The sequence below is a fragment of the Microbacterium sp. A94 genome (genome assembly GCF_051842855.1).
GTDB lineage: Bacteria > Actinomycetota > Actinomycetes > Actinomycetales > Microbacteriaceae > Microbacterium.
The window spans coordinates 311,582-337,407 of sequence record NZ_JBPXMU010000002.1; the positions used below are offsets into that span (position 1 = coordinate 311,582).

At 65.0% G+C, this 25,826-nt stretch carries 22 protein-coding genes and 1 pseudogene; 10 read left to right on the top strand and 13 right to left on the bottom strand.

The features are described from left to right. Window positions 1-405 precede the first annotated feature (405 nt). Window positions 406-690, bottom strand: a pseudogene (locus ACSU1L_RS07360) (transposase); the annotation flags it as partial. 98 nt (window positions 691-788) lie between these two features. Between ACSU1L_RS07360 and ACSU1L_RS07365 the strand changes: the two are divergent. After that, window positions 789-1,205 (top strand): hypothetical protein, encoded by a 417-nt coding sequence (locus ACSU1L_RS07365; RefSeq protein WP_438253862.1) that lies wholly within the window; start codon window positions 789-791, stop codon window positions 1,203-1,205. 53 nt (window positions 1,206-1,258) lie between these two features. Beyond that, a complete protein-coding gene (locus ACSU1L_RS07370) occupies window positions 1,259-2,347 on the top strand; it encodes a hypothetical protein (protein ID WP_439255256.1) in 1,089 nt (362 codons plus the stop codon). A 559-nt stretch (window positions 2,348-2,906) separates the two neighbouring features. On the opposite strand, the gene ACSU1L_RS07375 is transcribed toward ACSU1L_RS07370, so the two are convergent. The 5 genes from ACSU1L_RS07375 to ACSU1L_RS07395 all read right to left on the bottom strand — a co-directional run bounded on the left by ACSU1L_RS07375 (window position 2,907) and on the right by ACSU1L_RS07395 (window position 8,710). After that, on the bottom strand, window positions 2,907-4,100 hold the full coding sequence (locus ACSU1L_RS07375) for a DUF4041 domain-containing protein (RefSeq protein WP_439255257.1): 1,194 nt from the start codon (window positions 4,098-4,100) through the stop codon (window positions 2,907-2,909). Window positions 4,101-4,225: 125 nt separating this feature from the next. Next, a complete protein-coding gene (locus ACSU1L_RS07380) occupies window positions 4,226-4,789 on the bottom strand; it encodes a hypothetical protein (RefSeq protein ID WP_439255258.1) in 564 nt (187 codons plus the stop codon). A gap of 144 nt (window positions 4,790-4,933) precedes the next feature. Then, window positions 4,934-5,476 (bottom strand): hypothetical protein, encoded by a 543-nt coding sequence (locus ACSU1L_RS07385; protein ID WP_439255259.1) that lies wholly within the window; start codon window positions 5,474-5,476, stop codon window positions 4,934-4,936. Window positions 5,477-5,777: 301 nt separating this feature from the next. Then, on the bottom strand, window positions 5,778-7,586 hold the full coding sequence (locus tag ACSU1L_RS07390; protein WP_439255260.1) for an AAA family ATPase: 1,809 nt from the start codon (window positions 7,584-7,586) through the stop codon (window positions 5,778-5,780). Beyond that, window positions 7,583-8,710 (bottom strand): ROK family protein, encoded by a 1,128-nt coding sequence (locus ACSU1L_RS07395; protein ID WP_439255261.1) that lies wholly within the window; start codon window positions 8,708-8,710, stop codon window positions 7,583-7,585. Before ACSU1L_RS07395 ends, ACSU1L_RS07390 begins: the two co-directional genes overlap by 4 nt. A 73-nt stretch (window positions 8,711-8,783) precedes the next feature. Between ACSU1L_RS07395 and ACSU1L_RS07400 the strand changes: the two genes are divergently transcribed. The 8 genes from ACSU1L_RS07400 to ACSU1L_RS07435 all read left to right on the top strand — a co-directional run bounded on the left by ACSU1L_RS07400 (window position 8,784) and on the right by ACSU1L_RS07435 (window position 17,095). After that, the gene (locus tag ACSU1L_RS07400; protein ID WP_439255262.1) at window positions 8,784-10,085 is read left to right on the top strand and encodes a DUF1479 domain-containing protein; all 1,302 of its coding nucleotides are present in this window, start codon (window positions 8,784-8,786) and stop codon (window positions 10,083-10,085) included. A gap of 113 nt (window positions 10,086-10,198) precedes the next feature. Continuing rightward, complete coding sequence (locus ACSU1L_RS07405) at window positions 10,199-11,416, top strand: MalY/PatB family protein (RefSeq protein ID WP_439255263.1); 1,218 nt, start codon at window positions 10,199-10,201, stop codon at window positions 11,414-11,416. 208 nt (window positions 11,417-11,624) lie between these two features. After that, complete coding sequence (locus ACSU1L_RS07410; RefSeq protein ID WP_439255264.1) at window positions 11,625-12,269, top strand: GntR family transcriptional regulator; 645 nt, start codon at window positions 11,625-11,627, stop codon at window positions 12,267-12,269. Window positions 12,270-12,399: 130 nt separating this feature from the next. Then, window positions 12,400-13,374 (top strand): ABC transporter substrate-binding protein, encoded by a 975-nt coding sequence (locus tag ACSU1L_RS07415; RefSeq protein ID WP_439255265.1) that lies wholly within the window; start codon window positions 12,400-12,402, stop codon window positions 13,372-13,374. Then, window positions 13,371-14,198, top strand: a complete 828-nt coding sequence (locus ACSU1L_RS07420; protein WP_438253851.1) for an ABC transporter permease — start codon at window positions 13,371-13,373, stop codon at window positions 14,196-14,198. The genes ACSU1L_RS07415 and ACSU1L_RS07420 overlap by 4 nt, the downstream gene beginning before the upstream one ends. Further along, on the top strand, window positions 14,195-14,968 hold the full coding sequence (locus ACSU1L_RS07425; RefSeq protein WP_439255266.1) for an ABC transporter permease: 774 nt from the start codon (window positions 14,195-14,197) through the stop codon (window positions 14,966-14,968). The genes ACSU1L_RS07420 and ACSU1L_RS07425 overlap by 4 nt, the downstream gene beginning before the upstream one ends. Continuing rightward, complete coding sequence (locus tag ACSU1L_RS07430) at window positions 14,958-15,791, top strand: ABC transporter ATP-binding protein (protein ID WP_438253849.1); 834 nt, start codon at window positions 14,958-14,960, stop codon at window positions 15,789-15,791. The genes ACSU1L_RS07425 and ACSU1L_RS07430 overlap by 11 nt, the downstream gene beginning before the upstream one ends. Before the next feature lie 101 nt (window positions 15,792-15,892). After that, window positions 15,893-17,095: an MFS transporter gene (locus tag ACSU1L_RS07435; RefSeq protein ID WP_439255267.1), complete on the top strand. Its 1,203-nt coding sequence runs from the start codon at window positions 15,893-15,895 to the stop codon at window positions 17,093-17,095. 129 nt (window positions 17,096-17,224) lie between these two features. Here the strand turns inward: ACSU1L_RS07435 and ACSU1L_RS07440 are convergent, their stop codons facing one another. From ACSU1L_RS07440 to ACSU1L_RS07470, 7 genes are all read right to left on the bottom strand, one after another. Then, a complete protein-coding gene (locus ACSU1L_RS07440) occupies window positions 17,225-18,937 on the bottom strand; it encodes a long-chain-fatty-acid--CoA ligase (RefSeq protein ID WP_439255268.1) in 1,713 nt (570 codons plus the stop codon). Between the two features lie 63 nt (window positions 18,938-19,000). Further along, on the bottom strand, window positions 19,001-19,987 hold the full coding sequence (locus ACSU1L_RS07445) for a diaminopimelate dehydrogenase (protein WP_439255269.1): 987 nt from the start codon (window positions 19,985-19,987) through the stop codon (window positions 19,001-19,003). 16 nt (window positions 19,988-20,003) lie between these two features. Then, window positions 20,004-20,792 (bottom strand): IclR family transcriptional regulator domain-containing protein, encoded by a 789-nt coding sequence (locus tag ACSU1L_RS07450; RefSeq protein WP_439255270.1) that lies wholly within the window; start codon window positions 20,790-20,792, stop codon window positions 20,004-20,006. Between the two features lie 192 nt (window positions 20,793-20,984). Then, window positions 20,985-22,151, bottom strand: coding sequence for a thiolase family protein (locus tag ACSU1L_RS07455; RefSeq protein WP_439255271.1), 1,167 nt, complete (start codon window positions 22,149-22,151; stop codon window positions 20,985-20,987). 218 nt (window positions 22,152-22,369) lie between these two features. After that, window positions 22,370-23,878, bottom strand: a complete 1,509-nt coding sequence (locus ACSU1L_RS07460) for an aldehyde dehydrogenase family protein (RefSeq protein ID WP_438253843.1) — start codon at window positions 23,876-23,878, stop codon at window positions 22,370-22,372. Beyond that, complete coding sequence (locus ACSU1L_RS07465; RefSeq protein WP_438253842.1) at window positions 23,875-24,519, bottom strand: HD domain-containing protein; 645 nt, start codon at window positions 24,517-24,519, stop codon at window positions 23,875-23,877. The genes ACSU1L_RS07460 and ACSU1L_RS07465 overlap by 4 nt, the downstream gene beginning before the upstream one ends. Window positions 24,520-24,532: 13 nt before the next feature. Continuing rightward, the gene (locus ACSU1L_RS07470) at window positions 24,533-25,816 is read right to left on the bottom strand and encodes an NAD(P)/FAD-dependent oxidoreductase (RefSeq protein WP_439255272.1); all 1,284 of its coding nucleotides are present in this window, start codon (window positions 25,814-25,816) and stop codon (window positions 24,533-24,535) included. Window positions 25,817-25,826 lie beyond the last annotated feature (10 nt).

The following is a 25,826-nucleotide window of genomic DNA, read 5'->3' on the forward strand; positions in this document are numbered from 1 at the left end:
TCCTGAGTCGCCACGTGCTTAGGAGACTCGTCCGGCCACGCATCGACATCTTCATTGTCGACACCTGGCGAAGCTGGCCACGCGGTCAGCGGACCAAGCTGCTCACCCCCGAATGTGTATCCGGGACGTGGGACCATCAGTACTTGCTGCGCATGATCCAGGATCGTCAAATCTCCACGGGTACGTGCGTGCACTGACGCAACCAGGGCAGGCGCATCTGCGTAATATCCGACGGGAACACCGAGCGGAGCGAGCGCCTCGTAAAGATCCTCCGCATCGCGCGTGCGACACACTTCGCGGATGATGATGTCGAGCTCGCGCGCATTGCTTTCTCGCCCTGCGCGGGGGTGACGTCCCGCTAGGTGGTGGAGTTTCCTCAACACCGTGCAGGTCAGTTGTTCTAGTTTAGGCGGCGGCGAGTTCTGGGAGGATCACCTCCTCATTGACAGCCTCAATGGGGTCGTTCATCGTGGCGAGTTCGAGCATCGAGGCTTCGGAGAAGTAGCGGCGTTCGCCGGCTTCCCACTCGTCGTGTTGCTCGATCAGTACGGCCCCAGCCAGGCGCAGCAGGGCGGCCGAGTTGGGGAACACCCCGACAACATCGGTGCGACGCTTGATCTCCTTGTTCACGCGTTCCAGCGGGTTCGTGGACCAGATCTGACGCCAGTGACGCCGCGGGAATGCGGCGAAGCGACATCACGCCACGCTCAAGCGCATTACCGCAGAGACCGACCCCCGCTCCACACCTCCACCCGCCTAACAGCAACTCAACCACGCACAGGAGAAACATGACCACTCTTAGCCGCACCGTCACCACGGCCACCGGATACGACACCCGCGACGAACCGCACGGCAGGTTCATCGGCATGGGCCTGGTCTTCCGGCTCGTAGGCACTTCCGGACACATTGTGTGGAGCATCAACACCGGCTGGGCTCTCAGCCCCATGACCAATCCGACCATGGTTCCCGGACCGCAAAGCCGCAGCTCTCGCCCCGGCATCGACCATGCACTCGCCACGCGCTTCCCTGAACCACTTGGGGCTCTGCTTGCGCCGGCTGGCGGTGACCACCGCACGGACTCGATCGACGTCGGTCTCGACCCGCAGGACCTGCTCCGGACGCTTCTCACACGTGGCGATACGGCCGTGTTCGACGAACTGGAATCCGCCTACCGCGCAGCCTTCCCGAATGAAACTGACGGCTGACCGACAGATGGTCGGTCCACACACCATCAGCCACCACCAACATAGGAGAAGCGATGACCAGATACGCAGTAGATGAATCCCGCTCAACGATCGTCCGTACATACCCCACATCCATCGGAGACCGCGCAAGCGATCTCACGTCAATCGATGCCGCCCTTGAGCCCTACGCCATCGGACTCGCGAAGGCCCTGACCCGCCTTTCAACCGCCCTTTGGGTTGCCTACGAGAGCCCCGAGGAAGACGACGAACACGAGGACGTTCCAGGCCACGACGCCGGGCCGGATCGTGATAAGTATCAGGAAACACTCAACGCGGTCAGCAAGCCGAACTTGCCTCTCGCGTCCGGCGGCATGAACATCTCATACGACGACGCCGAGGAATCCGGACATGCCGTCGGGCGTATCCTCCACGCGGTCGGATCTCCCACGCTACTCGCCGCAATTCTGGACGAGTCCAAAGCCGAGATCCTCGCGGTCACCGCCGCGCAGGCAGGAGACCTCAGCGGACGCGGTGAGCAGGCAAGCATTCTCAGCCGCTCAGTTGTCTCCGCCGCTCATGTGGCACGCGCGCATGAACTTCTCACCGCCGACCCGATGGCCCGCCCGTCTGCGTTCATCGGTCTTGAGCCGGTGGCCTGCGCTGTGGCGGTCGCCGATTGGCTGAATTGGGCGGCGCTCCTCGCCTCCAAGGCAAGTGGCATTCGCCATACGGCGGTCGTCATGACGGCGGACAACATCGAACCTTTCGCGTGCGAGCGCCCCACACTGGTTCTCGAGCGGATGGCCAAGCGGCAGTCAGCAGAGTCCATCATCACCGCCATGGTCCGCGAGGCTCTCGCTGTGGCCAACGGCTACAACATGCACCTCACCTCGCTCGAGGATCTGCCCGATGTTCAGCGTCCTGGACCGGATCTGCTGGAGGACCTCCTCGATGCGATGGGCGCCTGCTTCCTCATCTGGAACCTCGACCAGGATGACTCCGCGCCCTGGCCAGACGACATGACCTCGGAAGAGGAGGACGCGAGAGAGAAAGAGCTCTACGAGAAGCGCGAATCCGCATTCACCGCTGCGCTTCGTACCCGTGGGCGAAAAGAACTCCGCCGTCGCACCAACATAACGGCGCCGACCGCCAACATCACTTGAACCCCGTGCCTCCGACTCCGCGTTCTCGTCGCTGAGTCGGAGGCACCGGCAATCTACGTCCACACCTACGGATCCGCGGGCAACCAGGGCGAGCTCCATCCCCGCCATGCCAGGACGCAGATCGGCCGACGTGTGCTCTAACCTTTTCCCTTCGCAGGCCAGTTGCGTACCGACCGCACCCGCCTCACCAGCCGGTCGAGCGAAATGGCCCCTATCGTGGACAGCCTTCGACTACGCATCTTCTTGCGCGATGGCGCTGTCGCGTGTTTGGTTCCCTCGATTGTCCGCAAGGACCGCAAGTGCTGCGAGCCGTTCGACTTGTTCCGGGATGAATTGCGCGGGCGCCTTCTTACGTTCGTTTGCGAGCCAGTACGCGAGTTCACGTTCTTCCTCAGATCGTCCGCGGCGCGCTGTTGGATAAACGCCGCGGGTGCAGTGCGGTGACCCGCGCGGGTCATGATTCCCGTGTCGTCGCTCCAGCCTGGGCAAGCCCAGCGTGCCGCAAGTCATCCCGGGGAACTACACCCGCTTCACCCGGTTAAGAGCCCTCGGGGGCCGCTTAGGGTACGGGCCAGAGCCCGACCGATTGTCGATATTCGGTCGCTTCAACGTTCTCGTTGAACTCGAGAATGTTCCCGATCTTGCTCAAAAGCACTTCGCGGACCTCTGCCGGTGTCACGAAGAAAAACTCCTTACGTGAATTGGCACGGTTGAGCGCTCGATCGGCGAAGTGGCGGTGGAGGTCGGCCTCGAGCGTGACCGCGTTCTCGGAGAAGAACAAGGCATGAGTATCGAACCTGAATGGTACCGATGCGCCACCCAACTCGAAGATGCGGTCGCGAGGCTCAAGGCGCCGCGTCAGCCCGATCTTGACGACGTTCTTTCCAAACGCGCCTTGGTTAGAGATCACATACACGTACCCAGCTCGAATATTCGCCGCTCGATAGTCGTTCTGCGCAATCGCCTCGTCCACAGCCGACAACCGCTGCGCAAGGGCCTCGTCAACATGACCGCTTTGCTGCAACGCAGCAAGAGTGTTGATCAGATGCAACCGCTCTTTGTCTAGTCGGGCGCGCTCCTCTGCGAGCTCCCTCTCAACTCGTTTCTGTTCTCGAAGGCGCGCTCGTTCCTCACGTTCAGCTTCGCGCTCTTCTTGTTTCTTGAAGAGCCAGTCTGCAGTGAGTTCAATCTCGCGCACCCGAAGGTCATGGAACTCGTCGCTGATGCGCATTTCCATGAGCTTGCCTAGCTTCGCAATCGCGGTGCGCGACGCATCGAGGCGCTTCTTCGCTGTCACCACGTTGCCGGCACGGAGAGCACGAATCGAGTTGTCTGCTTCGGCGTTGTACGCGCGGAGCATGAGCTTGGCGAGGTCATCCGTCATCCGGCGCCCTTGCGCGAGAGAGTTGTTGAACGTGAAGAGCTCAGATCGGACAATCGCGTTTCCGGCAAGAACGAGTGCTGCAATCTCCTTCTCCAGAGTTCTCAACTGATCCTGATACGCCGCAGCGGACTCCAGGGGATGGTGGTAACGGTAGATTCCAACGTCTTGCAGCACGCGCGCATCGTCGAGATCCACGTACTCCGCGGAACTGGACTCCGTGATTTGCGCGCGCAATGCCGCGTTCTCGGCCTCCAAAAACGCGAGACGGCCAGAGTCGCCCGCGTACTCAACTTCCTCGTTCGCAGTAGAAAATTCCTCCAGTGGCTCCTCTGCCTCGCTCTGCTGAGGAGCTTCGAGCGAATCGACCACCCACAGTTGCCACCCCAGAGGTGGCTCGGGCCACGACGGATCCGGCGTCCAGCCTGCCGGTGGCACCCAACCCGACGGAGGCTGAGGCCAGCCAGGCGGAGGATTAAACGACAGACCAGTGCTGCTCATCGTGCGCGCCGAACCCCGCCAGCGACAACCGGAAGGAGTCCGTGTGGATTCTTGGAGATGGCAGCACCAAGGTGCTCCAGCGTTGCCGCGGGCACGACGCCGGAAAGATCGAGCTTGTCGAACTCTTCACGACTCGCAGCCACCGCGACGAACGGCACGTAAGTCGGTTGGCCCGTCGCGGGGCTGATCGTCTGTGTTCCGAGCTCGAGCGCAATCGTCTTGATCAGCGTGCGCCTATCCGCTTCGAACACTTCATGAAGCGAACGCAACGCAACGTTGTGAACTAGTGCGGTGTAACGCTCCTTTGTATCCTTCTGGGTCGCGGCGACTGGTGTGATCTCGTCCGTTGCTTTCGTGTACTTGTAGTGCTTCGATGTGGGCACAACGCCCGGACCTGGAACCAGGACTCGCATCGTTAGTTCGGCCTCAGCAGGATCAAACCTTGCAGAATGCGTAATCTCAAGCCATTCCGGGTACGTGGAATTGGCAAGCACGATAGAGACGTACTCCTGCACAGCATCCACAGTTCCGTAGCCAAGACCAGCAATCAACTGATCCAACTCCTCATTCTGAGCAGAGACCGCACGCTCACGCGCGGCACTCTCGTCTTCATAACGCGCAATCGCCGCTGCGAGACTCTGCTCACGCTGCCGCTCAGCCTCCGCGTGCCTAGCCGACGCCGCCGCACGCTTAGCGGGCAGTTCCTATCGGGCCGCCTCCCATATTGCGTAGTCGACCGCGTACTGCTCCTCAACAGCAGCAACCGCCTGTTCCTGCTTCTGTTTGCGCCCAAACAGCCCTTTCACCGGCTCGGGTTCTCGCTTTACCGGCAGTGAAGGATCAGGAATCGGCGTTGGGGCGGGGATCGGTATCTGCAGATCCACATGCGGGAACGGCGGGTGAACTACCACCGCACGGAGCGACTCAAGATCGACGAAGTCATCAACCGACAGCGTCCCCGCGAGAACATCATCAAGCTCAGCGAACTTGCCGTTTAGGTCAGAAGTCAGCTCTTCAGCTTCGGCGACACGAGCAGCAGCGTAAGCTAACGCCGCCTCACGCTCAAGCCGCTTGCGGTCCTGCTCGGAAGCGCGATCCGCGGCCATTCTCGCGCGTTCCGCAGCGCGTTGAGCAGACTCGGCCCGCTTCGCAGCTTGCGCCTGCTGCCGCATCGCTGCCTGCTGACGCTGCTCCGCCACTTTCGCCTGATGCTGAAGCTCAGCGAAAAGACCACGACGACGTGCCATCTGTACTCCCTCAGTAAATGCCCGCAGTCTATCGGCGACCGATGACATCAGCAGTTGGACCGACCGGCATTGGCTGATGACGCCCCGCCGCGTGGCGGACCTTCTCGACACCGCATAGCGAGACGTCATCCGCATGAAAAGTGCGTTGACCAGGAAGTTCTTCCTGGATTTATGCCAACTAGTGTGAGAACACGGATGCCAGGACGCAGCGAGAAGCCGCGCCAACATCAGTGCCAACTATCCTTCAGTGTGCCAACTAGCTTGAGAACTCACACAAGCACTTCCATCGGAGTGCCCCGGGCTACGCCACGCTCAAAACCCACGCATCCTGCACCCGCGCGAGTCCCCTCACAGAAACCGTCCGGGCATCACCCGATTCCGCCAGCACTCTCGCGAGCGGATTGACCAGTGCCGCTTCGATCACACTCGCAACGCCACGCCCGCCGAACTCCAGCCGCTCCAGCGCTGCCGCGACCAGATCGGCGCGCACCTGGGGCTGAAGCTCCAACGCGACACCGCGCCGCAACCGCACGGTGTCGATCACGGCATCCAGATAACGCTCGGCCAGCTGCGCTCCCGTCGCGGCAGAGATCGAGTCGAACACGACGATGTTGTCACCGATACGGCTGAGCAGCTCCGGGCGCTGGAGCTCGGTGGTGAAGTGGCGGTGGATCTCGTTCAGGATGCGACGCTGACGCGCATCTCGATCGGACTCGACAAAAGCATCCACCGCACCCAGGTTCGAGGTGAACACGATCAGCGATTCACTGAAGTGCACGGTGCTGCCGCTACCGTCGGTGAGACGACCCTCGTCGAGAATCTGCAGGAACTTGTCGAGGATCCGCGGATGCGCCTTCTCGATCTCGTCAAACAGCAGCACCGAGAACGGCCGCTCACGCACGGCATTCGTCAGCTCTCCTCCCGCTGAGTGCCCGACATAGCCGGGAGGAGCGCCGATCAGACGCGCCTCGCTGTGCTCAGCGGAGAACTCACTCATATCGAAGCGGATGTAGGCGTCTTCGGCGCCGAACAGCACCTCGGCGAGCGCCTTCGCAAGCTCGGTCTTGCCGACCCCAGTCGGGCCGGCGAAGAACAGGATCCCCTGCGGACCGCCACGTCGACGCCCCCGGTGAGCACCGGTAAGCCCGAGCGCAGACCGCAGCAGCACATCCAACGACCGCTCAACGGCGCGCGCCTGTCCGAGAACGCGCTGCTGCACGCTTTCGCGAGCCCCCTGCACGCGCGCCAGCAGGTGCGGATCATGCCACGGACTGTCGACCACACCAAGCAGATGGCTGCGGACGGCTTCGTCGATGTTCCCCGGCGCTGTTCCCTGATCGCGCGCAAGCGCGACGATGTTTCGGATGCCTCGGAACGTCACCCCCTGCGTGGTCGCCGCGAGCAGATCGATCGCGGCACCGCGCACGTCAGCATCCGAATCGGCAAAGCCGTCCAGCGCGGGAAGAAGCTCCATCGCAGCCTGACGCCTCGCGCCGAGAGTCGGCAGCGGCACCCGCAGCGCACGAGTGCTGTCGGCTTCACGGAGCCATCCGGGTGCATCCGCCTCGGCATCACCGACCCAGATGACGGCATTTCGCGGCGAAACGCCCCGCCCGCCGCTGCTGGTTGCGACACGCGCTGCAAGAGGATCCACCGCATCCACCACGAAATCCCGCGCGGCAAGCCGGCGAGCCACGAGCATCAGACGGGAGACTTCAACGCTGATGTCGTCGGCCCAGAGAGCCGACGCCCCGTCGATGATCAGCGCGACGCGAAGATGCGAAACGGCCGTCGCCTGCAGCGCGAGATCGGCGACCTTCGCAATGGCACCAACGGTTGCGCGGCCCAGATGGGCATCGGGGAAGAAGTCGTTGCTGACGACGCCGGCTCCCGCATGATCGAGCAGAATGCCCTCGAGCGGATCGAAGCGGTAGACGAGGTCGTACGCGTTCTCGACGAGGCAGCGCAGCAGCGCATCGACGGTCGTGAGGAAGTGCCCGTCATCCCCATCCAGATGCAGATCGTGCACATTTCCGGTGACGAGGTACTGCGCGGTGATCGGCAGCGACAGATCGAATTCGCGCAACCACGCGGGGCGCAGGGCGCTCATGCCGTCATCTCCTTCGGAAGTCCGATCTGCGCGAGCGCAAGCCGATGCGCCTCGATCGCGGCACCGCGCAGTGGCGTCGATGCGCTGACGATGACCCGTGGCGGATCGATGCTCAGCGAACGGATGCCGTCGCCGAGGCGTTCGGCGAAATCGGGGATCCGGCTGAGCGGCCCACCCAGCGCGACAGCCTCGGGGTTGACGATGATGACCGCGTTCGCGACCGCTCGGGCGAGGGCATCCACAACCGCGGTGAGGCTCTCGTCATCGAGTCCGGGGAACCGAGACGGGTCCAGGCCGTAGCGCTCGGCAGTCCCCAGCCCCAGACGGGCGAGGTGCTGGGTGATGTCCTGGGTCTCGTCGGCGCGCAGGTATCCGATTTCACCGGCGAGTCCGGAACTGCCGCGGAACAGGCGCCCATCCAGCACGAGACCGGCGCCGAGCCCCTCCCCCGCGTACACGTAGAGAAAGTTCGCGCACTCCCGCAGCGCGCCCTCGCGCAGTTCGCCGAGAGCCGCCCAGTTCACGTCGTTGTCGATGACCACATCGGCACCGGCCGGCAGCTGTAGATCCCGGCGCGGGTCAATAAGCGCCGCTGGGAAGACCGAGCGCTCCAGCACGGCCGGCTTGTCGGTGCGGGCATCCACCGGGTCGGCGATCGACACGGTCACGGCGAGCACCCGGGCGGCGTGTTCACGCGCAGCATCCGCGATCAGAGCGTTGGTCTGCGCGACTATGCGGGCCGGATCACTGTCGGGGGCGACCACGGCGCGATGCTCGGCGCGCACAACGGCGGCGAGATCGCGCGAGACGACGGCGATCTGATCATTCTGAATGACGATCGCGAGCGAGCGGCCGTGGTCCGGATCGATGCGGAACAGGGTGGCGACTCCGCCGCGGCGCCCTTGTCGGATACCAACTTCCTGCAGCACTCCGCGCGCTGCCAGGCGAGCGACCGCTGTGGAGACGGCCGGCTTGGAGAGTCCGGTCGCCTGCGCGATCTCCGCACGCGATGCCGGCTCGTCGGCGTTGCGGATCGCCGCAAGGACGCTGGCGTCGGTAATGGATGCCAAAAGCTCTGCCCGCGGCACGGTGCGGTCGACACCCGGGCCTGTTGACGTCGTCATCCGCATCTCCTATGGTGGGTCCAACGCATTCAGTAATCATACCTTACTGAATCCCGAATCATCAGGAGACATCATGTCAGAGCAGACGAGCTGGACATCCCCGCCCGAAGACTTCCCGGCCGCGGTACGGACCATCAAACGGATGCTACGTGAGCAGATCGGCGACGTGGACGCCTACTTCAAACGAATCGAAGCGCTCATCGAGCCGAAGGTTCTCGAGATCGAAGCCGCGCACGCCCGCGGCGAGAACGTCTGGCCGATCGTGCAGTACGCCGATATCGAGGCCGGCACCGTCCCACAGGAGACCATCGATCTCATCCACCGTCGCGGCTGCGCCGTCGTACGCGGTCAGGTCTCCCCCGAACAGGCGACCGAGTGGGATCAGTCCCTGGTGGACTACGTCGACAGCAACGATTTCATGACGCAGTACCGCGGACCTGCGGACAACTTCTTCGGGACGCTGGATGCTTCGAAGCCGGAGATCTATCCGATCTACTGGTCACCGTCGCAGATGGAGGCGCGCCAGCACGAGCACACTGCGAAGACGCAGAGTTTCCTCAACCGACTGTGGAAGAGCGAATCGCGCGGGGTGACCTGGTTCGACCCGGATCAGGACTCGATGTACCCCGATCGCATCCGTCGCCGCCCACCGGGGACGACGTCGAAGGGCCTGGGTGCGCACACAGACTCCGGATCGATCGAGCGCTGGTTCACGCCGGCCTATCAGCAGGTGTTCGAGTCGATCTTCCACGGCGACATCGAATCGTACGACCCGTGGGACGGCGCCTTCCGCACCGAGGTCGACGAGTACCCGTCATCCACGATGTGCAGCGTGTTCCGCAGCTTCCAGGGGTGGCTTGCGATGAGCGAGATGCAGGATGACCAGGGTGTGCTCTGGACCGTCCCGATCCCCGAGGCGATGGCGTACATCCTCATCCGCCCACTGCTCGACGACGTGCCGGAGGACTCCCTCTGCGGCGCGGCGCAGGGCATGGCACTCGGCATCAGCGAGGAGTGGCATCCACTGCTCATGCGCGCCCGCGCCGGCATCCCCACCGTGCAGCCCGGCGACTCGGTGTGGTGGCATTCCGATGTGATTCACGGCGTCGCCTCGGTTGAGCAGCAGGAGGGCTGGGGCAACGTCATCTACATTCCCGCCGCCCCCATGTGCGCGAAGAACGCCGCCTACGCCCAGGATGTCGCCGATCGTTTCCGCCGCGGCGAGAGCCCGGCGGACTTCCCGAAGGAGGACTACGAGGTGGAGTGGGCGAACCGCTTCCGCGAGGAGCAGCTCAGCCAGATCGGCGCGCGCGGTCTCGGCATCACCCGCAAGGCGCGTCGCGTCGAGCGGTCGGCGGCGCTGCCGCAGCCGTAGTCGGCTGCTGCGCGTAGTCGCCTGCTGCGCGCCTCCTCGACGCAGATCGTGGTTACGCTCGTCACGGAGGACTCTCACCCGGAGTTCTCCGTGACCTGCGAGAGGAAGCGATCATGTCCCAGGATTTCGACGCGCTCACCGAAGATGACCTGCGTGATGCGGGCAGCATGAAGTGGACCGCCTTTCCCGGCATGATCGGGGCTTTCGTCGCAGAGATGGACTTCGGTCAGGCCCCAGCTGTCACGCAGGCCGTCAGCGCAGCGATGGAACGCGGGCTCACCGGTTACCTTCCCACCCACCTCTCGGATGCGCTCGCCGAGGCGACGGCGGATCGGTATGCCCGTGCGCACGGATGGCAGATCGATCCAGCGCAGGTGCACGCGCTCCCCGACGTCATCGCCGCCTTCGAGTTCGCGATCGAGCACTTCACGCAGCCCGGGGCCGCGGTCATCGTTCCGACTCCGGCGTACATGCCGTTCTTGATGGTTCCGCAGATGCACGGGCGCCGGGTCATCGAGGTCCCGAGCATCGAGGTCGACGGCCGGTGGCATATCGATCACACCGCCGTCGCCGCAGCCTTCGCCGATGGCGGCGAGCTGTTCGTGCTGTGCAATCCGCACAATCCGCTCGGCACGGTGGCCACGCGTGCAGAGCTGGAGCAGGTCGCCGAAACAGTGACAGCCGCCGGCGGACGCGTGTTCTCGGACGAGATCCACGCGCCGCTCGTCTACACGCCTGCCGAGCACATCCCGTATGCCTCAATCTCCGACGTTGCCGCGAATCACGCCATTACCGCGGCATCCGCGTCGAAGGCCTGGAATCTCGCCGGCCTCAAGTGCGCGCAGATCATCATTTCCAACGAGGCGGATGCTGCGCTCTGGGAGCGCGCCGGCGGCTGGGCCGGCCACGGTACATCGACCATCGGCGCGGTGGCGAACGTCGCGGCGTACACCCAGGGCGAGGGGTGGCTGGCCGAGGTCGTCGAGTATCTGGACGGGAACCGGCGCACGCTCACCGCACTCGTCGCCGAGCACCTGCCCGATGTGCGCGTGACAATGCCAGAGGGCACCTATATCGCGTTGCTCGATTTCCGGAACACCGGCCTCACCGGTGATCTCGGCGCCTGGTTCCGGGAGCACGCCGGGGTCGCGATGACCGATGGGGCCGCATGCGGTGAAGCCGCCGTCGGCTTCACCCGCTTCGTGTTCGCGATGCCGCGGCCGCTGATGGCCGAGGCGATCAAGCGGATCGCCTCGGCGCTGGCGGAGCGTGGGGCCCCGTCAGCTGCGCCCCTGGGCGATCGCATCGGCGATGTCGATGAGGTCGTGTGACCATTTTTCGCCGCGTTCGGCGGTGAATCGCGAGATCGGCAGAGCGATGCTCATCGCGATCCGCGACCCCCGCTCCGGTCGCACTTTGCGCTGCTATACCCGCGTTTTAGCAGCGTCAAGTGCGACAGGAGCAGAACCGACGTGATCACCACGGGTCGCCATGCGCTAGATTGTCAACAATCTTGCAGACCTGAGAGGAGCACGTCCGGTGCCCGAGAATCCCGATGTCCGCAGTAAATTGCGTTCCGCCATCCTGCGCGGAGCTTATGCACCACGCCAGCGCCTCATCGAAGCCGACCTCGCTGAGGAGTACGGTGCAAGCCGCTTTGTCCTCCGCAATGCGCTGATCCAACTCGAGGCGGAGGGGCTCGTCGAACTGACACCGAACCGCGGCGCGCGCGTCCGCGAGATCACGCCGGCGGAAGCGGTCGAGATCACCGAGATCCGCCAGTCGGTCGAGGGCCTAGTCGCCGCCCGAGCGGCCGAACGAGTCACCGAGGAGCAGATCATCTTTCTCCGCCAGGTCGGCGAGGACATGCGCGAGGCCATCGAGAACCATGAGCTGATGCGGTATTCGGAACTCAACTCCCTGTTGCACGGCACCATCCGCAACATCGCCGAGCATGCCGCCGCAAACCGGGTACTTGAGCAACTCAACGGCCAAATGGTGCGCCACCAGTTCCAGCTGTTCCTGGTGCCCGGGCGACCGAACACCTCATTTCCCGAGCACCTCGACATCATCGAGGGCGTGTGCACGCGCGACCCGCACCGCGCCCGCGCCGCGATGGAGACCCATGTCGGCAGCGTCATCGCCACCCTGACGCAGTTCGCCGAGGCGACACCCGTCCACTGAGGGTCGAACGCGGATTGTTATCAATCTCGTAAACAGAATTGACAACGCTGTCAAAGCGCGGGTACGGTCATCGAATCGAGTGGCACAGCAGCCACCCGAAATCCATACCCCTTTCACACAATGGAGTGACATGAAAAAGGCAGGCTTTTTCGCCCTCGCGGCGATCACCGCTCTGGTTTTGAGCGGTTGCACCGACTCCGATGCCCCCGCAGGAGGCACCGACGATGCCGACACCAGTAGCTCTGCTGCTGACCTGACTCCGATCACGGTCGGCGTGATTCCGATCGCCGACACGGCACCGCTCTACGTCGGCGATGCCCAGGGCTTCTTCGAAGACGAGGGCCTGGACCTCACCATCGAGACCGCTACCGGTGGGGCAGCGATCGTTCCGGCCGTCGTCTCCGGCGACTACGAATTCGGCTTCAGCAACCAGCTGTCACTGATGGTCGCAGCCGATCAGGGCCTCAACATCACGATGGTCAGTGCTGCTGTCTCCAGCACTGGCGACACCACCCAGGACATGGGCGCGGTCGTCTCCAAGGCCGACTCCGGCATCGTCAGTCCGGCCGACCTCGCCGGAAAGACCGTGTCGAGCAACAGCGTCGGAAACATCAACGACACCGTCGTTCGCTCGGTCGTCGATGAAGCCGGCGCCGACTCCTCCACGATCGACTTCGTCGAGGTGCCGTTCCCTGACGCCATCGCGGCCGTCGAGAACGACCAGGTCGACGCAGCATTCGTCGTGGAGCCGTTCGTCACGTCTGCGCTGGAAGCCGGCCTGAACGTCGTCACCTACGCCTACGCTGACTTCGACCCCAAGCTCGACATCGCCGCATACTTCGCCCTCAGCGACATCGACCCGGAACTGCTTGAGAAGTTCCAGTCCGCGATGACCAAGTCGCTGGAGTTCGCTGACTCCAACCCGGATGTCGTGCGCGAGGTCATGGGCACCTACACGAAGACTCCGCCGGAGGTTCTCGCAGAGATCACGCTGCCGAGGTTCCCGACGGAGATGGATCGTGCCTCGGTTGAGAAGCTCGCCGCTGCCGCCCAGAACTATGGCGTCCTGAAGGCCGAGCCGGACTACGATAACCTGCTGCCGTGACAGCTGTCATCAACACCCTGAGCGAGGTGCGGCGGCTACGCCGTCGCCCCTCGCCTGGGGCCGGTCCCTGGCTGGGCGCAGTCGGTGTGATCGCATTCCTGGCTATTTGGGAAGCGGCCTCACGACTGAACCTGGTCGATTCCCGATTCGTTCCCCCGGCCAGCGAGGTACTCATCCGCTTCGGCGAGTACGTCGTCGACAAGGCCTTCTGGCGCGATGTCGGCTCCACCATGCTCAGCTGGTCGCTGGGTCTGATCATCGCCGTAGTCGCGGCGACCGTGATCGGTTTCCTCATCGGATCGAGCCGGTTCCTCGAGCGTCTGACGCATTCGACGATCGAGTTTCTCCGCCCCGTTCCATCTGTTGCGCTCATCCCGTTGGCTGTGCTCCTGTTCGGCACCAAGATCCAAGCGGGGCTCCTGCTCATCGTCTACGCCGCGTTCTGGCAGGTTCTGCTGCAGGTCATCTATGGGGCAAAGGACGTGGACCCGGTCGCGGATGCCACGGCACGAAGCTACGGCCTCACCCGGTTCCAGCGGGTTCGGCACGTGATGTGGCCGACCGCGCTGCCGTATCTGATGACCGGCATCCGCTTGGCCGCCGCCGTCGCACTAATCCTCGCGATCACCGCCGAACTCATCATCGGAACTCCTGGCCTCGGCAAGCAGATCGCCGAGACGCGAGAGGGCGGAGCGATCACGAGCATGTACGCCCTGATCCTCGCGACCGGACTCATCGGCGTCGCGATCAATCTGGTGGCCCGGTTCGTCGAGCGCCGCGTGCTCGCCTGGCACACCTCAGTGCGAATGGATGTGGCCGGATGAAATTCCTCAAGTCTGTCTTCTTCCTACTCGCCCTGCCGATCGTCCTGGTGCTGCTGTGGTGGATCTCCACGGTCGTCAATCCCAGCTTCTTCGTGCCGACGCCGGGCGAGCTGGTCACGACGTTCTTCGACACCTGGTTCGGCGAACGCCTCGCGGAGGACGTGCTGCCGAGCATTGGCCGCCTGTTCCTCGGGATCGCCGGCTCGATCATCATCGGCGTGGGTCTCGGCCTGCTGATCGGCTCATTCAAGCCGCTTCGCCAACTGCTCGAACCGCTGCTGGAGTTCTTCCGGGCGATCCCGCCGCCCGTGCTGCTTCCGCTGCTGATGATCATCATCGGCGTCAACTGGCGGATGCAGGTCTTCGTGATCATCTTCGGGTCGCTCTGGCCCGTGCTGCTGAACACCGTTGAGGGCGTTCGCGCCACCGATGAAGTTCAGCGTGACACCGCCCGCAGCTACGGCCTGGGCCGGATGGCGCGCCTGCGCTATCTGATCCTTCCCGCAGCGGCGCCGCAGATTCTGGCCGGAGCGCGCCAGTGCCTGTCGATCGCCCTGATCCTCATGGTCATTTCCGAGCTCTGGTACACCTCCGCCGGTCTCGGTTTCACCATCGTCCAATTCCAGCGCAACTTTGCGATACCGGAAATGTGGAGCGGCATCCTCGTGCTGGGCCTGATCGGTCTCGGACTTGCTGTGCTGTTCCGCTACACGGAGCGCTACATCCTCCGCTGGTACCACGGATTGAGAGAAGTCCAACGTGAATCTTGAAGACACCAACACCCCTGTCCTCCTCGTCGACGGTCTGCGCAAGATCTATCCGTCACCGACTCCCGGTGGGGAGGCTGTCGAAGCGATCCGCGATCTGACATTCAGCATCCCTCAGGGACAGCTGGTCTGCATCGTCGGCCCGTCTGGAGCCGGAAAAACCACGCTACTCAAGTGCATCGCCGGTCTTCTGCCGCCCACCGCCGGACGCCTCGAACTTGAGGGCAAGGCCATCACCGGGCCACCCAAGACCATGGCGGTCGTCTTCCAGGAGTATGGGCGCAGTCTCTACCCCTGGATGAGCGTGCAGGCGAACGTCGAGCTGCCGCTGAAGAGCGCCGGCATCGCCAAGGCTGAGCGCCAGCAGCGCACGAGCGAAGCGCTTGCAGCGGTCGGACTCGCCGATGCGGCGGACAAGTACCCGTGGCAGCTTTCCGGAGGCATGCAGCAGCGCGTCGCCATCGCCCGCGCGGTGGCCTACCGGCCGCAGGTTCTGCTCATGGACGAGCCGTTCGCGGCCGTCGACGCGCAGACTCGGGCAGACCTTGAGGATCTCGTGCGCAAGATCTGGAAGGAGCTCGGCGTCACCGTGCTGTTCGTCACGCACGACATCGATGAGTCGGTGTATCTCGGTCAGCGCGTCATCGTGCTGTCGAACCGACCGACGGTCGTGCAGGATGACATCGTGATCGACCTGCCCGATGAGCGTGACCAGCTGACGACACGCTCGGACCCGCGGTTCGTGGAACTGCGTCATCACATCTACGGTGAGATCCAACGAGCCAAGAACAACGCCGGCGGCGAGGAGCAGGCGACCAGCGCCTGATCCACGCCCCACCCCTCTGTTCAGGTCGCAGTTGCTGCCGCTAAACGTGTGTTTTAGCAGCAGCAACTGCGACCTGAACTGTGTGTGAAAGGACCGAACAGATGACACAACGCGGACGCAAGCAGGTTGTCCTCGCGATCATCGCGCTGTGCCTGGTCGCGACGCTGATGCGTCCGGCGGTGTCGGCGGTCGGGCCGCTCATCGACCGGATCTCCGGAGACACCGGCATCCCGCTCGCATTACTCGGTTCGCTGTCAACTGTCGTGCTGATCACGTGGGCGATCGTGTCCCCATTCGCCCATGGTTTCGGCCGCCGGCTCGGCCTCGGCGGCGCCGTGCTGGCCGCGATGGGGCTGCTCGCGGTCGGGGCCATCGTGCGTTCCTTGCCCGGCTCCACCGCCTGGCTCTGGATCGGAACCGCACTGATCGGCGTCGCTCTAGCGATCGGAAATGTGCTGCTACCGGCCGTCATCAAACGCGACTTCCCGCTGCGGGTGCCCCTCATGATGGGCGTGTACTCGGCTCTTCTGGGCGGTGCTGGCGCCGTGGCATCCGGACTGGCGGTTCCGATCGCCGGCCTCACCGGCGACGATGCCGGCGCCGGGTGGCGGACCTCACTGCTGATCACCGGCGCGGTCATCGCACCGCTTGCCCTGGTCATGTGGTGGCAGGTCAGTCGCCGCGAGATGCGCGCGATGCGCGCGGCGTCCGCGGTGCCGGCGACTCGCCTGGGTATCTGGCGTGACCCGGTGGCCTGGCAAGTGGCCGGATACATGGGTGTGCAGTCAACGACGTTCTACGTACTGGTGACGTGGCTCGCGACGATGTCCGTCGACACCGGCCGAGGCGCCGTCCTCGCCGGTGTCGACGTGATGGTTTACCAGATCTTCTCCCTGGTCGGCTCGCTCACCGTCGTGTTCGTCATGCGTGGGCGTGGCGCACGGATCACTCCGGCGGCGCTCCCGGCACTCGGTATTCTCAGCATCATCGGCCTCATGATCTGGCCGGATGCCATCGGCGTCTGGGTCGTGCCGCTCGGAGTGTTCTCCGGCATCTCGCTCGGAGTCTCGCTGACGCTCATGGCAGATCGGGCCCGCGACCACAGCACCTCGTCCGCACTGTCAGGCATGTCGCAGTCGGTCGGCTATGCGATTGCTGCTGTCGGACCCGCACTGTTCGGCGGCATACAAGCTCTGACCGGCAGCTGGACAGTTCCGCTGATCATCCTGCTGGTGACCATGTCGCTGCAGGGACTGTTCGGGATCTTCGCCGCGCGCGACCGGTTCGTGCTCGACCCGCGCTAGGTTCCACGCGGCGCGCTCCGCGCCGGGTTACGTCCCTGCTCCCGTCGCACTTCGTGCTGCTATTCGCGCGTTTTAGCAGCACGAAGTGCGACCGGAGCGGAGATGGGATGGACCGGAGCGGAGGAAGAATCAGTCCTCCGCGGCGCGCGTCGCCTTGCGGTCAGCGATGAGCGTGTCGCGCACCTTGCGGCGCAGCACCTTGCCGATCAACGACGTCGGCAGCTCTTCCCACACGACGTAGGCGCTCGGGCGCTTGTACTCGGCCAGACGCTCACGAGCCGCTTCGCGCGCAGCATCCTCATCGAATGTCGCGCCGTCTTCCAGCACGACGACGGCGGTGACGATCTCCGCACCGCTTCCGCGCGGAATTCCCACGACGGCGGATGCCGCAACACCCGGAACCGTCACGATCACCTGCTCGACCTCGCTGGGTGAGACGTTGAAGCCGCCCGTGATGATGAGTTCTTTCTTGCGGTCAACGACCGTGACGAAGCCGTCGTCGTCCTGCACAACGAGGTCACCGGTGCGCAGCCAGCCGCCCTCGAGCAGGGTGGCCGCCGTCTCCTCCGGCCGGTTCCAGTAACCCTGGAAGACCTGCGGACCATGAATCAGCAGCTCCCCCGCCTCGCCGAGTTCGACCTCACGGGTCGGGTCGGCGGGGTCGACGACCTTGATGTCGGTGGATGGGAACGGGATGCCGATGGCGCCGATGCGACGAGCATCCGTGAACGGGTTCGCCAGCGCGACCGGGCTGGTCTCGGTGAGCCCGTAGCCCTCGTTGAGCATGCTGCCGGCCTGGTCCTCCCAGCGCTTGACGATCGCCGGGGTCAGTGTCATGGCACCCGAGATCGCGTAGACGACACCGGAGAGATCGAGCTTGCCCTCCTTCGCGACACGCGCGAGCCGGTCGAACATCGGCGGAACGGCCGGCACGAACGTCGGCGGGAACTTCTTCGCCGCCTTCTCGACCAGGGCCGGGTCGAACGTCGGGAAGAGCACAGCGCATGACCCGGTCTCAACGGAGTAGATGACCGAGAGCAGCACCCCGAAAGAGTGGAACATCGGCAGCAGGCCGTAGATGCGACCGTCGCCGCGCGTGAAGTCCGGCATCCATGCTGCGCCCTGGCGGGCATTCGCCCACAGGTTCGCGTGCGTGATCATCGCCCCCTTGGGCGTGCCGGTGGTCCCGGAGGTGTACTGCAGAGACGCCAGATCGGATGCCGCGGGGCGCGGATGCGACGCGGAAAGCGGCGCGCTCTTCTCGAGCTTCGCGAAGGGAATGGTGCCCGGGGCCGGCGCGGTCAGCTTGTCGCGCGACTCGCGGGCCTTCGCGATCGGCAGCTTCAGCGCGAGGCGCATCGCGAACGGCATGGCGCGGGTGACGTCGACGGAGATGATGTCACGGATGCCGAGCTCGGCGGGCAGTGCGCGCAGAGTGGGCACAAGCTTGTCCCAGGTGATGACGACGGTCGCGCCGTGGTCGCGGAACTGCACCTCGAGCTCATCGCGGGTGTACAGCGGATTGTGTTCGACGACGACAGCGCCCAGGCGCAGCACCGCGTAGAAGGCGATGACGTGCTGGGGAGCATTCGGCATGATCAACGCAACGCGGTCGCCGGCGGTGACGCCCATCTCGCGCAGCGCGTTCGCGACGCGGGAAACGCGATCGCCGAGTTCGCGGTAGCTGACCGTCCGGTCGAAGAACGCGATCGCCGGTCGGTCTGACCACTGGGCGACGCGATCGTCGAGCAGATCGCTCAGCGACCCGGTGACCGGCTCGATGTCGATAGGCGTCCCGGGCGCGTAGAACCGGTTCCAGGCGCGCGTCTCATTCAGCTGCATGCTCAAATCCTACGTTCCCCCACGCGTAACGCGGGAGCACTGCCCTCGGATGCTCCCGAAATGTCAGAGCAGCTCGGCGCGCAGTTCTGCTCCGCTCTTGGGCGACAGCATCGCGGGCGGAACATCCAGCACCGTTACCGCGCCGTGCTGGCCGAGCTTGTTCAGCCGGAAAGCAGCACGAGCGTAGGTCACGAGAACACTGGCGGTGAACTCGGGGTTGCTGTCGAGAGCGAGACGGTACTCGATGACCTGCGCTGCCGTATCGCTGGTGTTGCCGCTGCGGATCACGAATCCGCCGTGCGGCATCGCCTGGTGGTCTCGGGCGAGTTCCTCGGCCGAGATGAAGTGCACGGTCGTGTCGTAGTCGGCGAAGTAGTGCGGCATCGTCACGATCGCCTGCTCGACGGATGCTGCATCCGCACCCTCTTCCAACACGACGAAGCACTCCCTGGTGTGCTTCTCACGCGTGCTCAGCTGCGGGCGCGTACCGCTGCGCACGGCGTCGATCGCTGCTTCGGCGGGCAGTGTGTACTGCACTCCGGCGGCGACGCCGTCGACGCGTCGAACGGCATCCGAATGCCCCTGGCTGAGCCCCCGACCCCAGAACGTGTAGGTGTCGCCCGCGGGAATGAGCGTTTCGCCGTAGAGCCGATTGATGGAGAAAAGTCCGGGATCCCACCCGACCGAGATCAACGCCGTCGTGCCGCTGGCCTGAGCCGGAGCATCCATCGCCGCGAAGTATTCCGGAATGCGCGCATGCGTGTCGAAGCTGTCGACGGTGGTGAAGTGCGCGGCCAGTTCGGGGCCTTGGACCGGCAGGTCGTCCTTGGAGCCGCCGCAGAGGATGAGCACGTCGATGTCGTCGCGCTTCGCGGACAGATCATCCATGCTGAAGACGTCTGTCGAGGGGTTCAGCGGTGTGAGCTGCGCCGGGTCGCGACGGGTGAAGACACCCACCAGCGTCATGTCCGGGTTCTTTCCGATCGCGGCCTCCACGCCGCGCCCCAAGTTCCCGTAGCCGGCGATACCGATCCGAATTCTCTCGCTCATACCCCTACTTTTGCATTCAACGGCTGGTTGCACCCAATTCGCCTTCGATGCGGGCCGCAGTCTCGAGCAACGGCGGAAGCAGCTCCGCCCGCACCTGATCCGCCGATCCCCGGGCCGTGCTTGTCGAGACGTTCAGTGCGGCGACGACTGCACCGTCGCGCCCGCGCAGCGGAACGGCGATCGAACGCAATCCTTCTTCGAGCTCGCCGTCGACCATCGCCCAGCCCTGATCGCGCACGACGTCGAGAATCTGGTGGATCGCAGCGGGATCCACGGTGGTCATCGGGGTGTAGGAGAGGAGAGGCGCGGATGCCAGCAGCTCAGCGGCCCTGTCGGATGCTTCCCCCGCGATCAGCACGCGCCCCATGCTCGTCGCGAACGCCGGGAAGCGGGTGCCGACGGTGATGCGAACGCTCATGATGCGCCGCGCAGCCGCGCGTGCGACGTAGACGATGTCTGCGCCGTCGAGTACCGACACCGACACCGACTCGCCGATTCGGTGCGAGAGCGCATCCAGATGCGGCTGCACGATCTCGGGCAGCGACAGCGATGAGAGATACCCGTAGCCGAGCTCGAGCACCCGTGGGGTCAGCCGGAATCGGGCATCCGACGTCGCGATCGCATAGCCGAGCTGCTCGAGAGTGCGCAGGAACCGGCGGGCCGCGGCCCGAGGAATGTCTGCGCGACGGGCGACCTCGGCGAGCGACAGCTCGGCCGGTTCCCCATCGAAGGCGCGGATGACAGAGAGCCCCCGAGCCAGCGACTGCACGAAATCTGCACTGGGCGCGGCATCCGATTCAGTCACATCGAAACCCTATCGTTCGCGCACACGAGCACTGATCGGCGCGAATCGGGCCGCAGCAGGCCGCAACGTGGGGCGGAGAACGCAGCGTGGGGCGGAGGAATGCGGATCGAACCTCCGCCCACCAGTGCGAACTCCGCCCAACACGGTGCCGCCATCGCATCCCGCAGCCCACCGGAGCACTCTAAAACCGCCTTACCGTTCGAGGACCACGGCGAGGCCCTGCCCAACGCCGATGCAGATCGCGACAACCGCGACACCCCGACCGCGGCGGCGCAGTTCGTGCGCGGCGTGGCCGATGATGCGGCCGCCGGATGCGCCGAGCGGATGCCCGATGGCCAGCGCCCCGCCGTGAATGTTCAGCTTCTCGGGCTCCAGCTCCGGCCAACCGCGCAGGCACGCGAGCGACTGCGATGCGAAGGCTTCGTTGAGCTCGACGAAATCGACGTCCGCCCAGGTGCGGCCTGCTCGGGCGAGCGCCTTATTCGCTGCTTCGATCGGCGCGATCGGAAAGTCATCGGGATCGACACCGTGCGCGGCGCGGCCGGTGATGCGCGCGAGCGGTTCGTCCGGCAAGGCGCCCTCCGTGCCCAGCAGCACGGCGGATGCCCCATCGTTGATCGACGAGGAGTTGCCCGCGGTCACGGTGCCATCCTCGGCGAACAGCGATCGCAGCCCCGCGAGCTTTTCCACCGTCGAGCCGTCGCGGATGCCCTCGTCACGGGCAAGTTCAGCGCCCGGAACCTGCACGATCTCACCGTCATAGATGCCATCCGCCCACGCCTGGGCTGCGAGTTCATGCGAGTGGACGGCGAAAGCATCCTGCTCCTCACGAGTGATGCCGGCCACCCGCGCAGCCTTCTCCGCTGCTTCGCCGTTGGAGATCGTCCAGGGCGTCGGAAGGGCCTTGTTCGTCATCCGCCACCCGATCGCGGTGTTCCACATAATCTGGTTGCCGGTCGCCGGGTACGGCTTCGCTGACTTCTCCACGACGTACGGCGCCCGACTCATCGACTCGACGCCGCCGGCGAGAATGATCTCGGCATCCCCGGATTCGATCGCCCGCGCCCCCTGGATCACCGCTTCCACGCTCGATGCGCACAGCCGGTTCACCGTCGCCCCGGTCACCGAAGTCGGAAAGCCCGCCAGCAGCGCGCCCATGCGCGCGACGTTGCGGTTGTCCTCACCGGCCTGGTTCGCGTCGCCGAAGATGACGTCGTCGATACGCGCTGGGTCAAGCCCCGTGCGCTCAGTGCTTGCCCGCATGACAATGGCGGCGAGATCATCGGGACGGATGCTGGCGAGCGCACCGCCCGCACGCCCGAACGGTGTGCGCACGGCATCGTAGATATAAATGGTCACGGCGCCCTCTCGTGGCGTTCGCTGTGCGAACGTGAGTTCGCCTGGCGATACGAGCCTACGCCTTTGCAGTGTCATCGACCAGCCCTCGGCCCTCGCCGGGCACGGATGTCGGTCGAGATCCACGGATGCCGGGGCATCCGCCCGTTCTGGACAGACATCCGTAGATTCCGACCGACAGGTGTACCGGACGACGAAGCCCGACGCAGCGGCGCCTACAGTCAGCGCACGCGTCGATGCACAGACTGCGGCGTGAGATACGCCTTGAGCCCCTCCAGCCCGTACTCGACCCCGAGCCCGGAATCATGTCGCCCGCCGAAGGGCGCGTAGTGGTTCGAGGCGAACATGTTCACGCCGACGGAGCCCGTGTCCATGCGTCGCGCCACACGGAACGCGGCATCCTCATCTCCGCCGAAGACGATCCCACCGAGGCCGAACGACGTGTTGTTGGCGATCTCGACCGCCGCGTCCACCGACGGCGCGCGGAGCAGCGTGATGACGGGTCCGAAGATCTCCTCGCGGGCGATGGTCATATCGGGCGTGACGTCGGCAAACACGGTCGGGGCGACGAACGCGCCACCCCGCAGCGGTTCGGGCACGTCTCCGCCGACCGTCGCCCTGGCACCCTCTGCCACACCCGCGCGGATATACCCGAGCACCCGATCACGCTGCGCGAACGTCGCGACCGGGCCGAACACGGTCGCAGGATCCAGCGGGTCTCCGACGGGCGCTGCCGCAACCGTCGCTGTGACCATGTCGACCAGTTCGTCATAGCGATCGGGAGTGGTGACCAGGCGGGTCGATATGTAGCAGGTCTGGCCAGTATTGCGCATGCTGCTGCGCAGAAGCACCGCCGACATGGCATCCAAATCAGCATCCGGCAGCACGATCGCCGTCGACTTACCGCCGAGTTCGAGGGTCACCGGACGCAGCAGCTCACCGCACGCGGCAGCGATGCGACGCCCGACCGGTGTCGACCCCGTGAAAGCCACTTTGTCGATACCAGGGTGGCGCACGAGCAGCTCGCCCGTCGCACCGTCACCGGTCACGAGGTTGATGACCCCCGCCGGAATCCCGGCCTCTTCGGCGGCGTCGAGGAGGAACCGTATGGACAGCGGAGTGGGCCCCGCGGGTTTGATCACGACAGTGCACCCGGCAACGAGCGCAGGGGCGAGCTTGATCACGACGAGGTTGATCGGAAAGTTCCAGGGCGCGATGAGCGCACACACGCCGATGGGGTCCTGCGCGACGACGGTCTCGTTGCGTCGATCTGGAAAGGCGCGCACGTCGCCCGCTTCGAGTTGCCCGGCCAGGCTTGCGAACACTCGCAAGATGGATGCCGCATTTGCCGCGGCCCCGGCAGTCTCGGCCACCGGTGATCCGTTTTCCAGAGTGTTGGTGAGGCTGAGCACATCGGCTCTGTTCTCGATCGCATCCGCCATGCGGCGCAACAGCTCGGCACGATCGGAGGGAGCCCGCGCCGCCCACTGGGGATAGGCAGCGCGAGCTGCGGCAACTGCCGCGTCTATGTCGGACGCATCAGCATCCGGAACAGACCCCCAACGCTCCCCCGTGGCTGGGTCCACAACCGGGGAGACGCCACCGCCGGACCCGTTCGTCTCGGCTCCGCCGATGCGGTGTCCAGAGACGTGGGTGTAGGGCAATCCTGCGGCAGCTTCGTGGTGGCGATGACGCATCGCCACCACGAAATCGTCATCGAGCATCGTCATGACAATTGCTCGATCTTCAGAAGCACTTCGGCGCGGCCGAGCTCGGCCTCGGCCATGCGCACTGCGGCGTCGGTGAGTAGCTCAGGCACGATCTCTACGCGCAGTCGTGCACAGTACGCGGCGGGCGTGATGCCAAACCACGACGAAGCGAGCGCGATTCCGGTGGGCGTGAACCGCCAGAGTCGATCGGCGTCGCGCACGAGACTGTCCTCGATCGAGTGCGACACCTGGCGGGTGTCGTGACCATCGATGATCGCAGTCACGCGTTCGATAAAGGCCTCGTCGTACCCCAGCGGCGGCAGCACCTCGCGGGCGATGTCGCAGCCGTGCCGCTCATGTTCGTATCGAACATCCGCCCGACGCCAGTCACCGGAGAATCCCTCGGAGATGATGCGGTCCTGGTCGACGCGCGACCAACCCGTGTCATGCAGCACAATGGCGACTCTGACGACCAGGGCGTCTGCCTCGGGGTGCGAGGCGCACAAGCGCTCGGCGAAAGCGAACGAGATGGGCAGATGGATGTCGTTCTGCCGCGAGCGCGACTCAGCAACAATGGCACGCCACAGCGGATCCAAATCGTCGTTCGCAGCCGCGGCGGCGATAGGGCTGATGTCTACGGGGACAGTATCGGGAAGGGTCATGATGACTCCGATTTCAGGCGTTCACTGCGTCAGGCAGGACGATGGCGGACTTCAGGGATGTGCCGACGTCGACCGCGGCGGCGGGTGAGATCGTCCCGCCCTTGATGAGGGCCGACTTGATCGCCATGAACTCCGCCGGGTGGTTCACGACGTCGGCGGCGATCAATCGCCCTTCGCGGTAGTACAGCACCGCGAACTTCTCGGTATCGGGATCGCCGCGCACGACGACGCTCTCGTAGCCGGTCGACAGGCCCGCGATCTGCAGCTTCAGATCGCCCTGATCCGACCAGAACCACGGCACCGAGCGGTACTCCGCCGGTTCACCGAGAAGGGAAGCGGCCGCGATCTTCGCCTGCTCGAGTGCGTTGTTGACGCTCTCCAGCCGGATGCTGCCGCCCATACCGAGCGGGTAGGGATTGGGCATCATGGTGCAGTCGCCTGCCGCAACCGTCAGACCATCGGATGCCCGGGCCGCCGCATCCACGACGATGCCACCCTCGACGTCCAGGCCCAGTTGCTCGGCAAGCTCCGTGCGCGGGATCACGCCGACGCCAATCAGAACGAGGTCGGCAGGGATGACGGTGCCGTCCTCTAACTCGACTCCGGTTACCGATCCCTGGGCACCAGCCACGCGGGCATCTCCGCCGATGATGCGCGAGATGCGCGCGTCCAGGACGACCTGCACTCCGCGGCGCCGATGCGCGCCTAGATAGAAGGCGCTGGTCTCCTCCGCGACGACGCGTCCGACGAGGCGAGGTGCGGCTTCGAGCACCGTGACGCTCTTGCCGAGCCCTCGGGCGACAGCCGCAGTCTCCAGGCCGATGAAGCCGCCACCGATCACGACGACATTCTTTGCCGACGCGTCGGCGAGCGCGGGCTGCAGGCTGATCGCATGATCCGCATCGCGCAGGTAGTGCACGCCGTGATAATCAGTGCCTTCTAGGGGCAGACGACGAGCGGATGCTCCGGTCGTGAGCGCCAGACGATCGAAGGCGATGCGGCGACCACCTTCGGTCACCGCGGTGCCCGTACCGTCGGCGGTGCGGTGCACCGTGACGACCCGGTCGCCGGTCACGAGTTCGATATCGCGCTCGGCGAACCATTCCCGGGTGCGCAGGATCACGTCGTCTGGCTGCAGCTCGCCTTTGATCCACCCCTTCGACAGAGGCGGGCGCTGGTAGGGACGGTGTGCCTCTTCACCAACGAGGATGATCGGGGCGGTGTCGCCGCGGTCGCGCATGACCGATGCGATCTGCACGCCGGCCTGACAGGCCCCGACGATGAGTGTCGCGTTCATGGTGTGCTCC

What these genes read in the sequence shown, in the direction of transcription:
- ACSU1L_RS07365 (WP_438253862.1), top strand. Translation starts at nt 789, where the DNA reads ATGACCACTCTTAGCCGCACCGTCACCACGGCCACCGGATACGACACC.
- ACSU1L_RS07370 (WP_439255256.1), top strand. Translation starts at nt 1,259, where the DNA reads ATGACCAGATACGCAGTAGATGAATCCCGCTCAACGATCGTCCGTACA.
- ACSU1L_RS07385 (WP_439255259.1), bottom strand. Translation starts at nt 5,476, where the DNA reads ATGGCACGTCGTCGTGGTCTTTTCGCTGAGCTTCAGCATCAGGCGAAA.
- ACSU1L_RS07390 (WP_439255260.1), bottom strand. Translation starts at nt 7,586, where the DNA reads ATGAGCGCCCTGCGCCCCGCGTGGTTGCGCGAATTCGATCTGTCGCTG.
- ACSU1L_RS07395 (WP_439255261.1), bottom strand. Translation starts at nt 8,710, where the DNA reads ATGACGACGTCAACAGGCCCGGGTGTCGACCGCACCGTGCCGCGGGCA.
- ACSU1L_RS07400 (WP_439255262.1), top strand. Translation starts at nt 8,784, where the DNA reads ATGTCAGAGCAGACGAGCTGGACATCCCCGCCCGAAGACTTCCCGGCC.
- ACSU1L_RS07405 (WP_439255263.1), top strand. Translation starts at nt 10,199, where the DNA reads ATGTCCCAGGATTTCGACGCGCTCACCGAAGATGACCTGCGTGATGCG.
- ACSU1L_RS07415 (WP_439255265.1), top strand. Translation starts at nt 12,400, where the DNA reads ATGAAAAAGGCAGGCTTTTTCGCCCTCGCGGCGATCACCGCTCTGGTT.
- ACSU1L_RS07425 (WP_439255266.1), top strand. Translation starts at nt 14,195, where the DNA reads ATGAAATTCCTCAAGTCTGTCTTCTTCCTACTCGCCCTGCCGATCGTC.
- ACSU1L_RS07435 (WP_439255267.1), top strand. Translation starts at nt 15,893, where the DNA reads ATGACACAACGCGGACGCAAGCAGGTTGTCCTCGCGATCATCGCGCTG.
- ACSU1L_RS07440 (WP_439255268.1), bottom strand. Translation starts at nt 18,937, where the DNA reads ATGCAGCTGAATGAGACGCGCGCCTGGAACCGGTTCTACGCGCCCGGG.
- ACSU1L_RS07445 (WP_439255269.1), bottom strand. Translation starts at nt 19,987, where the DNA reads ATGAGCGAGAGAATTCGGATCGGTATCGCCGGCTACGGGAACTTGGGG.
- ACSU1L_RS07460 (WP_438253843.1), bottom strand. Translation starts at nt 23,878, where the DNA reads ATGACGATGCTCGATGACGATTTCGTGGTGGCGATGCGTCATCGCCAC.
- ACSU1L_RS07465 (WP_438253842.1), bottom strand. Translation starts at nt 24,519, where the DNA reads ATGACCCTTCCCGATACTGTCCCCGTAGACATCAGCCCTATCGCCGCC.
- ACSU1L_RS07470 (WP_439255272.1), bottom strand. Translation starts at nt 25,816, where the DNA reads ATGAACGCGACACTCATCGTCGGGGCCTGTCAGGCCGGCGTGCAGATC.